At 54.2% G+C, this 13,585-nt stretch carries 17 protein-coding genes; 5 read left to right on the plus strand and 12 right to left on the minus strand.

Annotated features, from left to right (window positions below):
• Positions 1–35: 35 nt before the first annotated feature.
• The 6 genes from V9K95_RS06565 to V9K95_RS06590 form a co-directional block, all read right to left on the minus strand.
• Positions 36–974, minus strand: a complete 939-nt coding sequence (locus V9K95_RS06565) for a nucleotidyltransferase domain-containing protein (protein ID WP_336440366.1) — start codon at positions 972–974, stop codon at positions 36–38.
• Positions 902–1,681, minus strand: coding sequence for a succinate dehydrogenase iron-sulfur subunit (locus tag V9K95_RS06570; protein WP_115054414.1), 780 nt, complete (start codon positions 1,679–1,681; stop codon positions 902–904). Before V9K95_RS06570 ends, V9K95_RS06565 begins: the two co-directional genes overlap by 73 nt.
• A 15-nt stretch (positions 1,682–1,696) precedes the next feature.
• On the minus strand, positions 1,697–3,529 hold the full coding sequence (sdhA, locus tag V9K95_RS06575) for a succinate dehydrogenase flavoprotein subunit (RefSeq protein WP_115054415.1): 1,833 nt from the start codon (positions 3,527–3,529) through the stop codon (positions 1,697–1,699).
• 8 nt (positions 3,530–3,537) lie between these two features.
• A complete protein-coding gene (gene sdhD, locus V9K95_RS06580) occupies positions 3,538–3,921 on the minus strand; it encodes a succinate dehydrogenase, hydrophobic membrane anchor protein (RefSeq protein WP_115054416.1) in 384 nt (127 codons plus the stop codon).
• Between the two features lie 12 nt (positions 3,922–3,933).
• Positions 3,934–4,332, minus strand: a complete 399-nt coding sequence (gene sdhC / locus V9K95_RS06585) for a succinate dehydrogenase, cytochrome b556 subunit (RefSeq protein ID WP_115054417.1) — start codon at positions 4,330–4,332, stop codon at positions 3,934–3,936.
• 372 nt (positions 4,333–4,704) lie between these two features.
• Positions 4,705–5,178, minus strand: a complete 474-nt coding sequence (locus V9K95_RS06590) for a GNAT family N-acetyltransferase (RefSeq protein WP_115054418.1) — start codon at positions 5,176–5,178, stop codon at positions 4,705–4,707.
• A gap of 181 nt (positions 5,179–5,359) precedes the next feature.
• On the opposite strand from V9K95_RS06590, the gene V9K95_RS06595 reads away from it, so the two are divergent.
• From V9K95_RS06595 to queF, 5 genes are all read left to right on the plus strand, one after another.
• Positions 5,360–5,737, plus strand: a complete 378-nt coding sequence (locus V9K95_RS06595; RefSeq protein ID WP_337345098.1) for a hypothetical protein — start codon at positions 5,360–5,362, stop codon at positions 5,735–5,737.
• Positions 5,738–5,810: 73 nt separating this feature from the next.
• Positions 5,811–6,521 (plus strand): 7-cyano-7-deazaguanine synthase QueC, encoded by a 711-nt coding sequence (gene queC, locus V9K95_RS06600; protein ID WP_115054420.1) that lies wholly within the window; start codon positions 5,811–5,813, stop codon positions 6,519–6,521.
• Positions 6,518–7,171 (plus strand): 7-carboxy-7-deazaguanine synthase, encoded by a 654-nt coding sequence (gene queE / locus V9K95_RS06605; RefSeq protein ID WP_336440364.1) that lies wholly within the window; start codon positions 6,518–6,520, stop codon positions 7,169–7,171. The genes queC and queE overlap by 4 nt, the downstream gene beginning before the upstream one ends.
• A 69-nt stretch (positions 7,172–7,240) precedes the next feature.
• Positions 7,241–7,627, plus strand: coding sequence for a 6-pyruvoyl trahydropterin synthase family protein (locus V9K95_RS06610; RefSeq protein ID WP_115054422.1), 387 nt, complete (start codon positions 7,241–7,243; stop codon positions 7,625–7,627).
• Between the two features lie 23 nt (positions 7,628–7,650).
• Positions 7,651–8,082, plus strand: coding sequence for a preQ(1) synthase (queF, locus tag V9K95_RS06615; protein WP_370878842.1), 432 nt, complete (start codon positions 7,651–7,653; stop codon positions 8,080–8,082).
• Between the two features lie 205 nt (positions 8,083–8,287).
• On the opposite strand, the gene leuC is transcribed toward queF, so the two are convergent.
• From leuC to rimM, 6 genes are all read right to left on the minus strand, one after another.
• Positions 8,288–9,697, minus strand: a complete 1,410-nt coding sequence (gene leuC / locus V9K95_RS06620) for a 3-isopropylmalate dehydratase large subunit (RefSeq protein ID WP_115054424.1) — start codon at positions 9,695–9,697, stop codon at positions 8,288–8,290.
• 118 nt (positions 9,698–9,815) lie between these two features.
• Positions 9,816–10,634, minus strand: coding sequence for an amino acid ABC transporter permease (locus V9K95_RS06625; RefSeq protein WP_336440363.1), 819 nt, complete (start codon positions 10,632–10,634; stop codon positions 9,816–9,818).
• A 14-nt stretch (positions 10,635–10,648) separates the two neighbouring features.
• Positions 10,649–11,401, minus strand: a complete 753-nt coding sequence (locus V9K95_RS06630; protein ID WP_442958545.1) for a transporter substrate-binding domain-containing protein — start codon at positions 11,399–11,401, stop codon at positions 10,649–10,651.
• A 222-nt stretch (positions 11,402–11,623) separates the two neighbouring features.
• On the minus strand, positions 11,624–12,076 hold the full coding sequence (gene rplS, locus V9K95_RS06635; protein WP_115054427.1) for a 50S ribosomal protein L19: 453 nt from the start codon (positions 12,074–12,076) through the stop codon (positions 11,624–11,626).
• Positions 12,077–12,252: 176 nt separating this feature from the next.
• On the minus strand, positions 12,253–12,939 hold the full coding sequence (trmD, locus tag V9K95_RS06640; protein ID WP_307281298.1) for a tRNA (guanosine(37)-N1)-methyltransferase TrmD: 687 nt from the start codon (positions 12,937–12,939) through the stop codon (positions 12,253–12,255).
• Entirely contained in the window at positions 12,939–13,514 is a 576-nt protein-coding gene (gene rimM / locus V9K95_RS06645) for a ribosome maturation factor RimM (RefSeq protein ID WP_307281301.1), read from the minus strand. The genes trmD and rimM overlap by 1 nt, the downstream gene beginning before the upstream one ends.
• Positions 13,515–13,585: the final 71 nt, after the last annotated feature.

Here is a 13,585-nt window from a genome sequence, read left to right on the forward strand (position 1 = left end):
TATCCTCGGGAGGGCCCGAGGATATAGAGCGGATTTTATCTGGCAATTGATGGAGAGATCGAGAGCTTTCTCTTGGGCTCTGTGGTCAATTCTGAGAATAGTGCAACTTCATTCGTATAAAACTCTTGAGCTACTGCAAACCTGGTCGAGTTCTTTCGAGTTACCTTTTCTTCAAGGCGCGGCATATTCAGTTCGTGGAATCCATATCGCGATTCCAGATATAATTTCAGGGCTGCTGGAACCGAGCCGAGGCCCATTTCACGGGTCAGCTTCTTTTTCTCAATCAAGTCCAGAATATCCAACTTAGCCTTTTCATCAATTTTCAAATCCGAAAGGCATTCGATTATATTCATTGGCGGCAAACGTTGGAAATCGTGTTGGGCCATCCAGTCCAAAGCAACAATCGGTCGTATGAGATAGAATAATTTTTTAAGTTTTACTTCTAATCCCAAACTACCCACGCGAGACAGATGAGAACGCGCAAGGCCAAGATAGTGGCGTGAAACTTTTTCGGGCTCGATAATTTCGTCCAGAACAGCCAGCAAGCGTTTGCGAAATCTCTCATCCTGTTGATAAGTAATTGGTGATTTCGCCCACTCCGCAACGACCGCATTGCCAGCAAAAGCAAGTAATAGCGCCTTCTTCAGGTCCCATCCGCCTGTGTCTATCTCACCAACGATAGGAAACTCGATAACATCCCGTGCCATTTCGAGTTGCAGATGATCTCGCACAGACCGGATATATATGAATCGGCAATCATAATCGCTGTCTGGTGAGGGAAAACCCCAAGCCCGGCTTCCGCTCTCGATAGCCAAGGGTATGCTTACGCCGGTGGCCTCAATGTCAGATAGGCGCTGCCGAATTCCGGCAACAGCCTCTTGCGAAAAGCCGGAGGGTAGACTCAAACCCGGCGCTCCACCATCATCTTCTTGATTTCGGCAATTGCCTTGGCAGGGTTCAGACCCTTCGGGCATGTTTGCGCGCAGTTCATGATCGTGTGGCAGCGATAAAGCCGGAAAGGATCTTCCAGATTGTCCAGGCGTTCGCCTGTTGCCTCGTCACGGCTGTCAATCAGCCAGCGATAGGCTTGCAGGAGAACCGCAGGGCCGAGATAGCGGTCGCCATTCCACCAATAGCTTGGGCAGGATGTCGAGCAGCATGCGCAAAGGATGCATTCGTAAAGACCGTCCAGCTTGGCGCGGTCTTCATGGCTTTGCAGCCATTCTTTTGCAGGCTCCGGCGAAACGGTTTTCAGCCAAGGCTCAATCGAGCGGTGTTGCGCATAGAAATTCGACAGGTCCGGCACCAGATCCTTGACCACCGGCAAGTGCGGCAAAGGATAAATCTTCACTGCGCCTTTGATCTCATCCATACCCTTGGTGCAGGCGAGTGTGTTTGTACCATCAATATTCATGGCACATGAGCCGCAAATGCCTTCACGGCAGGAGCGGCGCAAAGTTAGCGTCGGATCGATCTTGTTCTTGATCCATAACAGCCCATCAAGAACCATCGGGCCGCAATCATCCAGATCGACATAATATGTATCGATGCGCGGGTTTTCACCATCATCCGGCGACCAGCGGTAAATCCGGTATTCGCGCAAATTATTGGCACCGGCCGGACGCTCCCAGGTCTTGCCGGGCTGCATCTTCGAATTTTTGGGAAGTGCAAGTTCAACCATAATGCTCTTATTCCCTTAGTACACGCGCGCTTTTGGCGCGATCTTGGCGAGGCTGATGCCGCCGTCCTCTTCCTTGACCAGCGGATCAAGGTGGACAGGACGATAGCCGAGCGTAACTTTGCCCTCAGGCGTCAGCCATGCAAGACTGTGCTTGCGCCAGTTGACATCATCGCGGTTCGGAAAATCCTCATGCGCATGCGCGCCGCGGCTTTCCTTGCGGGCTTCCGCAGCAACAACTGTGGTCAGAGCATTGGCCATGAGGTTTTCCAGCTCCAGCGTTTCCACCAGATCGGAATTCCAGATCATCGACCTATCGGTCACCTTCACGTCAGGCAACTCGCTCCAGATTTTCTCCATGCGGATGACGCCGGACTTCAGCGAGTCCGATGTGCGGAACACAGCAGCATCTTCCTGCATTGTCCTTTGCATCTTCTCGCGCAGCACAGCCGTTGGCGTTCCGCCATTGGCATGACGCAGCCGGTCAAAGCGATCCATGATCTTCGTGACCGAGGCCTCGTTTATTTCCGGGATTTTTGAATTGCGGTCGATCACCTGACCGGCGCGAATGGCAGCGGCACGACCGAACACAACCAGATCGATCAGCGAATTGGAGCCGAGCCGATTGGCACCATGAACCGAAGCGCAACCGGCCTCGCCCACAGCCATCAGACCGGGCTGGATGCGATCCGGATTTTCCGGCGTCGGATTGAGCGCCTCTCCCCAATAATTGGTGGGAATCCCGCCCATGTTGTAATGAACCGTCGGCAGAACCGGAATGGGTTCGCGGGTCAGGTCGACACCGGCGAAAATCTTTGCCGATTCGGAAATGCCGGGCAGACGCTCGTGCAGAACCGCAGGGTCAAGATGATCCAGATGCAGGAAAATATGATCCTTGTCCTTGCCGACACCGCGACCTTCGCGAATTTCCAACGTCATGCAGCGGGAAACCACGTCGCGGGAAGCAAGATCCTTTGCGGAAGGGGCATAACGCTCCATGAAGCGCTCACCTTCGGAATTGACCAGATAGCCACCCTCGCCGCGCGCACCTTCAGTAATCAGGCAGCCGGCGCCATAAATGCCGGTCGGGTGAAACTGCACAAATTCCATGTCCTGCAAAGGCAAGCCAGCGCGGGCAACCATGCCGCCACCATCACCGGTGCAAGTATGCGCCGAGGTTGCGGAGAAATAAGAACGGCCATAACCGCCTGTTGCCATGACCACCATCTTGGCGGCAAAGCGGTGAATTGTGCCGTCATCAAGGTTCCAAGCAACAACGCCAGTAATCGTGCCGTCTTCATCCTGAATGAGATCAAGCGCGAAATATTCGATGAAGAACTGCGCATTGTGGCGCAATGACTGGCCATAAAGCGTGTGCAGGATAGCATGGCCGGTGCGGTCTGCCGCAGCGCAAGTACGCTGCACGGGCGGACCGTCGCCATAATTCATCATATGGCCGCCAAATGGACGCTGGTAAATCTTGCCTTCTTCGGTACGGGAGAAAGGCACACCATAATGCTCAAGCTCATAAACCGCAGCTGGTGCCTCGCGGGCCAGATATTCCATGGCATCGGTATCGCCGAGCCAATCGGAACCCTTGACGGTATCGAACATATGCCACTGCCAGGAGTCTGCGCCCATATTGCTGAGCGAGGCGGCAATACCGCCCTGCGCTGCAACCGTATGGGAACGGGTCGGGAATACCTTAGTAATACAGGCTGTTTTCAAGCCCTGTTCGGCCATGCCAAGCGTGGCGCGAAGACCGGCGCCGCCAGCACCGACGACAACCACATCGAACTTGTGGTCAACGAATGTGTAGGGCTTTGCGGCTTTGTTTTCTGTAGTTGCCATAATAGAGCTTAAACTCCGAAACTCAGCTTGAGGATCGCAAAGAGCGAAACAACACCGACTGCGATGGTGAAGAAGGTATTGAGCATGATGCAGGCGAGCTTTGCGCCTTCTGCATGCACATAGTCCTCAATAACGACCTGCATTCCAAGGCGCATATGGTAAAGTCCGGACAAAAGTACCAGAATGAGAACCAGCGCTGTCAGCGGATGTGAGAGTGCCGCGCGGGTTTCCTCAAAGCTTGCCCCATGCAGCGAAACAATCAGGCCGATGAAAAACAGCATCAGCGGAATGTTTGCGACTGCTGTCAGCCTTTGACGCCAGAAATGTTCGGTGCCTTCTTTCGCAGAACCCAATCCGCGAACTTTGGCAAGCGGCGTGCGCATATCAGCCATTGCTAAAGCTCCTCAACCCAGTGTGAATACGGCGACCCAGACAAGGGCCGTCAGCAGAACGGATGCAACGAGCGACGCCCATGCCATTTTGGTGGTCGTGTCTTTTTCCAGCCCGCGCCCTGTATCCCAGATCAGATGGCGGATGCCGCCAATCATGTGATGAATGAGCGCCCAGGTGTAGCCAAGAAGCACCAGAAGGCCGATCCAGGAACCATAAACCATGGAAACAATATCGAACTGCTGTTCGCTCGTCGCGGTTGCGATCAACCACCATGCAACCAGCAGTGTACCGAAATAGAGCGCACAACCGGTAATACGGTGGACAATGGACATGACCATGGTCGGAATTGGTTTATAGATTTGCAAGTGAGGCGACAAAGGCCGGTTTGCATGCAAATTTGTTTTGCTCATAGCGTCCCCAATGAGAAAAGCCACGCCGCAGGGATGACAGAAAGGCGGGCAGGGCCGAAAGGCTGTTAAAGCCAATTTAGAAGGGTTTTAATGCGGTTTTTGCACTGCGTCAAAGCCCCATTCGAAACCCTCATGCGGCGAATTGGCCCGAATAGCAAGTCAATAAGGTTTTTCTATAAAATTCAATCGTTTAAACGCGGAAAATTGACGATCCGAAGGCCAGATTTACCAATCAAAATGCCGTTAAAAATAGTTGAGTGAGTCTATCCAGATTTACCCTAGCGCGGTTGAATTCAGCGCAATATGGGCAAGTTCATCTGCGACGATAAGAGTCGCTCACAGGTTGGAGCGACTCCATCCTCTATTTGCCGACTATTGATTGCCGAAGCGGATGACGAAGCTCGTCCAGTCCGCAGGCGCTGCAACCTGCTCGTATAGCTTGCGGCCATCCTCCGGCACACGCGGCGCATTGAGGGACAGCTTGGTCCAGCCGCGCTCTTCCGCCTTATCGGCAAGCACGTCGATCAACGCCTTGGCGATACCCTTGCCGCGATGATCATGATGTACATAAATATGGTCCACCTGCCCTGCCCGCATGCCTGAAACCGGTTCCGGAAGATCATAGAAAATAACGAACCCGACCAGCTTGCCATCCAGCCGCGCACCAGCAATCTCCGCGGCACGGTCGCGCAAGAGGTTTTCAGCATAGTAATCGTCCGGGCGGCGCGGTGCGCCACGCTTCAGCGCTTGCGCGTAGCTGGCAAGCAGTGGTGAAAATTCATGCGCATCGTTCAAATGCAGCAGGGATATATCAATGGCGTGTTCGTCTGGAGCTTTCTTGGTCATTGTCGCTTCCGTCCCTTTATTACTGCCTACCGTTGCCGGGGTGCTTCAGGATTGGTTGATTGTGCCGTTCGCGTCAACCTTAACCCGGAATGAAAATCGATTTGAATCCATTCAGGCAGATGACAATCGTTAACAAATGGTTAAAGCTGATGTAACCGCCACCTGTCTTGAGGTCTGCTTCATGCTGCGCACATCACTTCTGGTCTTGTCCGTCCTGTCGGGTCTACCGGGTATCGCGTTTGCTGACGGCAATACCTATGGCGATGAATATGGCAATGTCATCATGCAGGAAGCGGGCGGTCCAAAGATCATCTTCGTCGGGTCAAGAGCGGCAAAGTCCGACGTGATCGGACGGGATGTGCGGCGCACAAAACCTGTCTATAAACGCGCCAGCGGACCTTCTGTTATTTACCCTGCTGCCGATCCCCTGGTCGTGGGTGTCATACCCGCCCCCAATACGAGCTGTGATGCACCAATCGTCATCAAGGGCTTGAGCTATCGCTATGGTCTGGATCGTAACGAGATCGCAATCCTCGGACATCCCGGCTGCCCCGACTGATCTAAGGACAGATTTAATTTGCCTCAAATGCGCAGCGCCTGTATGGCACCCGCACATTTGAAAGGTATTGAATATGACTCAGCGCTCCGGGGGCGCCCTCGTTCTATTTTCCGGCGGACAGGATTCCGCCACCTGTCTGGCTTGGGCACTATCGCAGTTTGACCGCGTTGAAACTGTCGGCTTCGACTATGGCCAACGCCACAAAATTGAACTTGAGGTCCGCAAGGAATTCCGTGCGGCGCTGACCAAACAATTTCCCGAATGGGCGTTGCAACTCGGCGAGGACCATATGCTCGACGCCGGCATTATCGGCCAGCTGGGCGGCTCAGCCATGACTGAGAGCATTGCCATTGAAATGGCAGAAAATGGCCTGCCCAATACATTCGTTCCGGGACGCAATCTGCTTTTCTTTACACTGGCGGCGGCATTGGCCTATCGCCGCGGATTGCGGGTGATCGTCGGAGGCATGTGCGAAACCGATTATTCCGGCTACCCTGATTGCCGCGACGACACGCTGAAAGCCCAGCAAGTGGCTCTTTCGCTGGGGCTGGATCGCCGTATCACCATCGAAACACCCCTCATGTGGCTGGACAAGGCGCAGACATTTGCACTGGCCCAAGAACTTGGCGGCCAATCGCTGCTCGATCTGATCGTGGAGAAGAGCCATACCTGCTATCTCGGCGATAGAAGCAAGCGCCATGACTGGGGCTATGGTTGCGGCACATGTCCCGCCTGCGAGTTGCGGTCAAGCGGCTGGCAGAAGTTCAAGGCGGAGGCCGCGTGACCTACGCTGTCAAGGAAATCTACCTGACTTTGCAGGGCGAAGGCAATCATACGGGCCGCGCAGCGGTATTCATGCGCTTTGCCGGATGCAATCTATGGTCTGGTCTCGAACGGGATCGCGAAAAGGCGACCTGCCAGTTTTGCGATACGGATTTTATCGGCATTGATGGACCGGGCGGCGGCAAATTCAAAACTGCCGACGCGCTTGCCGATGCTGTTGCCGCCCAGTGGCCGCAAGGTGGCGGTGGCAAACCCTATGTCATATGCACGGGCGGCGAACCGCTGCTGCAACTTGATAGCTCCCTCATCGACGCATTTCATGCACGGGGCTTTGAGGTCGGGATCGAGACCAATGGCACGCTGGAAGCCCCGGGCAGCATTGACTGGATTTGCGTCTCGCCAAAAGCGGCAGCGCCGCTCGTCCAAACCAGCGGCAACGAGCTGAAACTGGTCTTCCCGCAAAAGGAAATTGAGGCGCATCCTTCACGTTTCGAGCAGCTTTCCTTTGAGCATTTCTACCTTCAACCTCTTGACGTCATCGGTGATCCGGCGCAAACCGCCGCGCATGTGGCATCTGCAGCGGCCTATTGCCTCGCTCATCCGCTTTGGCGGCTGAGCACGCAGACACATAAGATGAACGGTCTTCCATAGGGCAAACCCTTTCGGTGCCGTGTTTGACTTTGCGGGCGCCTGTATTGCGCCAAGGCTAATGGAGCACTTATGAGAATCTTCAACGAATTTACGTTTGAGGCGGCACATCATTTGCCGCATGTTTTTCCTGACGGGCACGTCAATACGCGCCTGCACGGACATAGTTTCCGCGTGCGTGTGACGCTCGAGGGAAAGCCTGACAAAAGGACCGGTCTTATCGCCGACCTTGGACAGGTCGAGACCGCTTTCGGCACTGCCCGGGAAAAGCTGGACCATCGCTATCTGAACGAGATCGAAGGGCTCGAAACCCCAACTCTGGAAAACATCGCCATGTGGCTGTGGCGGCATTTCTATCCTGAGTTGCCGAGCCTTGCGCAGATCGGTGTCTATCGCGATACTTGCGGCGAAGGCTGCGAATATCAGGGTGAGTATGAAACGCGGAGAGTCGCAGCATGAGCCATTATGCAGAAAGCTCAACCATGTTGGGCAAGGATGTGAAGCTGCCGCAGCATCCCGATGAGGCAATTCTGGAAGCAGTTCCCAACCCGCAGGCCGGAACATTATTCCTCACACGTTTCGCCTGCCCCGAATTCACCTCGCTTTGCCCCGTGACGGGCCAGCCGGATTTCGGTCATCTGGTTATCGATTATGCGCCGGGCGAGACATTGCTTGAGTCCAAATCACTCAAGTTGTTTTTGGGCAGTTTCCGCAATCATGGCGCGTTTCACGAAGATTGCACTGTGAGTATTGGCAAGCGCATTGTTGAAACCGTCAAGCCCTTATGGCTGCGCATTGGCGGTTACTGGTATCCGCGCGGCGGCATTCCCATTGATGTCTTTTGGCAAACAGGGCCGATGCCGGAAGGGTTGTGGTTGCCGGATCAGGGCGTGCCGAGCTATCGGGGACGGTAATTCGTTTCATAAAGCCCCCGCCTCTCCGTCATCCTCGGGCTTGACCCGAGGAACTAGTTGAGGAGGGGCTTGCCCCCTAATACTCGCACAGAAGGTAAGAGTGGGTCCTCGGGTCAAGCCCGAGGATGACGGAGAGGGAAGCGATTGGATTCCAATCCTGTGCAGTAACAACCCTGCTCCCTATGGAGAGAAAGCTACGGTAGGCCTACTTCCACTCACGAATATCGACAAAATGTCCGGCAATTGCAGCGGCGGCGGCCATTGCAGGCGACACGAGATGTGTGCGGCCCTTGAAGCCCTGACGGCCTTCAAAATTGCGGTTTGATGTCGATGCGCAACGCTCACCTGGCTTCAGGCGATCATCATTCATGGCAAGGCACATGGAGCAGCCCGGCTCGCGCCAGTCAAAGCCTGCTTCCTTGAAAATCTTATCGAGACCTTCGGCTTCCGCCATTTCCTTGACCAGACCGGAACCTGGCACAATCATCGCATCCACAGTTGGGCTGACCTTGCGGCCTTCAACAACTTTGGCGACAGCGCGAAGGTCTTCGATACGACCATTGGTGCATGAACCGATGAAGACGCGATCAAGCTTGATATCAGTGATCGGAGTACCTGGCTTCAGGCCCATATAATCCAGAGCGCGCCATTTTGAGGAGCGCTTGGTTTCATCCGCAATATCGTCTGGGTTTGGAACAGCACCCATGACGGAGATGACGTCTTCCGGTGATGAGCCCCAGGAAACGATGGGCGGCAAATCAGCGGCATTCAGAACAACAACCTTGTCGAAATGCGCGCCCTCATCGCTCTGTAAAGTCTTCCAATATTCCACAGCACGATCAAACTGCTCGCCTTTGGGGGCGCGCGGCTTGTCTTTCACATAGGCGAATGTCGTCTCATCAGGCGCAATCAGGCCAGCGCGTGCGCCACCCTCAATCGACATGTTGCAGATGGTCATGCGGCCTTCCATCGACAATGCGCGAATGGCTTCACCCGCATATTCGATGACATAGCCCGTGCCGCCGGCAGTGCCGATTTCACCGATAATGGCCAGAATAATATCCTTGGCTGTCACACCCTCCGGAAGGACGCCATCAACACGCACCAGCATGTTCTTGGCTTTTGACTGAATCAGCGTTTGTGTGGCGAGCACGTGCTCGACTTCCGACGTGCCGATACCATGGGCCAATGCGCCAAACGCGCCATGGGTCGAAGTGTGGCTATCGCCACAGACGATGGTCATACCAGGCAGGGTGAAACCTTGTTCCGGCCCGATAATATGAACGATGCCCTGGCGAATGTCTTTTTCCGAATAATATTCGACGCCGAAATCCGCAGCATTCTTCGCCAATGCTTCAACCTGAATGCGGCTTTCTTCATTCTTGATGCCGTTGATGCGATCCGGCGAGGTCGGAACATTATGATCAACTACTGCAAGCGTCTTTTCCGGATGACGAACCTTGCGACCGGTCAAGCGCAAACCTTCAAAGGCCTGCGGGCTGGTGACTTCATGCACAAGGTGGCGATCAATATAGAGAAGGCAGGTGCCGTCATCCTGACTGTCAACCAAATGGTCATCCCAGATCTTGTCATAAAGTGTGCGTGGCGCAATCATCGCGATATCCTGGCAGTGGGGTCTTTTCGATTATTTCGTGGACATATGCACTTGAGGCCTCTCAACGTCAAGAAACAAGCATGAAAAGTGACAATGCGCCGCTACCTGTCAGGTGAAATCACCGGTTGCGTTGCGCAAGACGCCGTTCAACCCATCGCAACAGCAAAGAAAGGCTGATGGTCAAGATAAGATATATATAGGCGACCACAGAATAGGTTTCAAAAAAGCGGAATGACCCTGAGGCATAGACCTTGCCCATCTGAGTAATATCGACAACCCCGAGGACCGATACCAGCGATGAATCCTTCACCATGGCGATGAAATCATTGCCGTAAGGCGGCAAAATAGTGCGGATCGCCTGCGGCATCACAATCAGCCGGAAACGCGGAAAGCGCCGAAGCCCGAGCGCCTTGGCTGCTTCGATCTGGCCTGCATCGACAGCTTGAATGCCAGCGCGGAAAATCTCGGCAAGAAAGGCTGAATAGGCAAGAACGAGCGCAATGATCGCACGCCAGAGCAGGGAGAAATCCCGCACCAGCAGCGGCTCAGTGTAGCCAGCATTTTGCAATGGGTGCGTTATGAAATTCCATGCATAGACCAGGGCCGGGGCGCCGACAAAAGCGATATAGAACAACAGCACCAGCAGTGGAACACCGCGCATGATCTCCACATAAAACCGCGCGATCTGCCGGACGGCGATATATTCCGACCGGCTTATAATGGCCAAAACGAGCCCCAACACCGATGCAAGAAAGAACGCAACGATAGACACCCAGACGGTTATCCAGATGCCTTGCGCAACGGTTGAAAAAACCTGCCCGTAAAGCGGATTGATGAGAATAGCGAGGCCCAAGGCGATAGCGATCCCCGCGGCGACAATGAGCCACCACGGAAAGTCAGCCTTTTCCGCCGGGCGTGATGCGGCTTCGGGCTTCAAGAACGCATACTCACCTATTGACCAAGCTTATAGTCGAGAAACCACCTCTTGTTCAGCGCGTCGAATGTGCCGTCAGCCTTCAATGCGGCAATGGCCGCATTAACCGGAGCGACTAGATCGGAGCCTTTTGGAAAGATAAAGCCGAAATCTTCCGCACCGAGCGGCCCGCCAATCAGCTTCAATGCACCGCCGGATGCATCCACATAGCCCTTGCCCGCGGTGCTGTCAGTCAGGACCAGATCAACATCGCCGGTTTTCAGTGCCTGAATGGTTGCGCCGAATGTTTCAAACAACTTGATACGCGGATTCTGCTCATTGCCATCGAGGACATTGTAGACGGCAACATAGAAATTACTCGTTCCCGGCTGTGCCCCGACCAGCGTATCCTTGGACTCCGAAAAGCTCTTGGCGTCCGTGAAGCGTTTCTCATCGCTGCGAACCAGCATGAACTGCTCAGAGCGCATATAGGGCTCGGAAAAATCCACCTTCTGCTTGCGCTCGTCATTGATAGTTATGCCGGTCATACCGATCTGGTATTGATTATCAGACACCGCCTGGATCATCGCATCCCAGCTTGTATTGAGATACTCGATCTTGAAGTTGAGGCGCTTGGCGATTTCGTTCATCGCATCATATTCCCAGCCCACCGGCTTACCGGTCTTGGGATCGACGAATTGTAACGGCGGATAGGCATTCTCCGTAACCACAGTCACCTCTTTGCCGCCCAGATCAGGCAGATCAGCGGAGAAAGCGAAAATGGGAAGCATGGCCAGCGTTATCGCTGCCAGAAAAACGGCCGAAAAAATGGAACGCAAGTTCATCGGAGTCCCCCTTGTCGTGAAATAGTTGGCAAACTGATTTCACCTTGTCACCGGCGCGTCAATCCCCGCAAGCATGTCTGTTTCTTCTAACGGCAGTCACGAGGAAAAAACGCTCAAAAACAAAAAGGCGGTCCAAGGACCGCCTTTTTCAAAATTCATGCATAGCGCTTATTCAGCAGCAGGTGCCTTTGCAACAGTTGCTTCAGTCACTGTTTCGGCAGTGCCTGTTGCAGGAACTGAAGTCTTGTTCTTGCGGTTGTCTTTTTTCTCGACGATACGAGCAGCCTTACCTGTAAGACCACGCAGATAGTAAAGCTTCGCACGACGTACCTTACCGCGACGAACAATATCAACACCTTCGACCAGCGGTGAAATGATCGGGAATACGCGTTCTACGCCTTCGCCATAGGAAATCTTGCGAACTGTGAAGTTCTCATTGATGCCGGCGCCATTACGGGCAATGCAAACGCCTTCATAGGCCTGCACGCGGGTACGTGTACCTTCGGTAACACGAACATTGACACGAACTGTGTCACCTGGCTTGAAATCTGGAAGCACGCGCTTGGCTTCGATTTTTGCTCTCTGTTCGAGATCGAGCTGACGAATAATATCGACGGCCATTGTCTTATCCTTTTATTGTTCAAACAGTCAGAGCGTCCACACTTGAAAGCAGCATCTTGGCCGCGTTTCTATGTCTCGCGAGAGACAGGGGCGAATTCACCATCCATTGATTAACAGACTTCGGATTTTCCGAGTTGGCGGGCAATTACACCATAAAAGCCGCTTTGTCACCTGTTTTACCGATTCTTTTTATCCCAAAGATCCGGCCGCCGCTCGCGCGTCAGTCTTTCAGCTGCGGCCCGCCGCCATTTATCGATAGCGCCATGATTGCCGGAAAGAAGCACATCCGGAATACGGCGTCCCTCCCATTCCTGCGGTTTGGTGTAGTGCGGATGCTCCAGCAGCCCCGTTTCAAAACTTTCAGTTTCGCCGGAAAGCGCATTGCCCATGACACCGGGCAGAAGCCGCACAATCGCATCCAGCACCACGATGGCCGCTGTTTCGCCGCCAGACAGAATATAATCGCCGATGGAGACTTCTTCGAAATTCCGGCCTTCGATGAGGCGCTCATCCACGCCCTCAAAACGTCCGCAGAGCAGGATCGCCCCCGGCCCTGCCGCAAGTTCACGCACACGCGCCTGTGTCAAAGGTTTGCCGCGCGGACTCATGAACAGTTTCGGACGCTCGTCCGCCACCTGATCAACCGCACGCCCCAGTACATCGGGTTTCATCACCATGCCCGCACCGCCGCCCGCAGGCGTATCATCGACCATGCGGTGCTTGTCTGTCGCATAATCGCGTATTTGTACGGTCTCGAGCGACCATGCCCCCTCGGCCAAGGCTTTGCCTGCCAGCGAAATGCCAAGTGGTCCCGGGAACATTTCAGGGTAAAGCGTCAGGACAGTTGCGCGAAAGCCGGTCATCAGGACTTGTCTTTGCCTTCACCGCCAAGCTGACGGCGGCGCTCCTCATCCTCATTCTCATCAGGAAGAAGACCAGCGGCGGCAGGATCGACAACGATATGTCCGGCCTTGAGGTCAACCTGCGGCACAGCAGCCAATGTGAAAGGGATCAGCATGGGACGTTTGCCCGGTATGGAAAGCTCCAACAGATCGCCACCACCAAAATCAAACATGGCCGACACCTTGCCATGCCTGTTGCCATCTGCGTCGATTGCTTCCAGCCCGATCAGATCCGAGTGGTAATATTCGTCTTCGTCCAGATCCTGCGGCAGTTGCGAACGCTCAATAAACAGCGTTGTTCCATTCAGTGCCTCGGCCATATTACGGTCATTGACGCCGCGAAAACGCACGACAACGACAGTCTTGGACGGACGGATATCCAGCACTTCGAAAGCCCTGCCGGTCACATCATAAAGCGGCCCATAATCGGCAAGCGCCATGGGGTCGCCGGTAAATGTTTTTACCCTGAGTTCGCCGCGCGTTCCATGTGCCGCACCGATCACCGCCAACTGAACCGGATCATTCAACTTTGCCATTGGTCTATCCATTTAAAATCTGTTCTGCCCGAATTAGAGCAAACGCCGGATAAAACCAAGGCGAAACGTTC

Source organism: Phyllobacterium sp. CCNWLW183 (assembly GCF_037203775.1).
GTDB classification, from domain to species: Bacteria; Pseudomonadota; Alphaproteobacteria; order Rhizobiales; family Rhizobiaceae; genus Phyllobacterium; species Phyllobacterium ifriqiyense.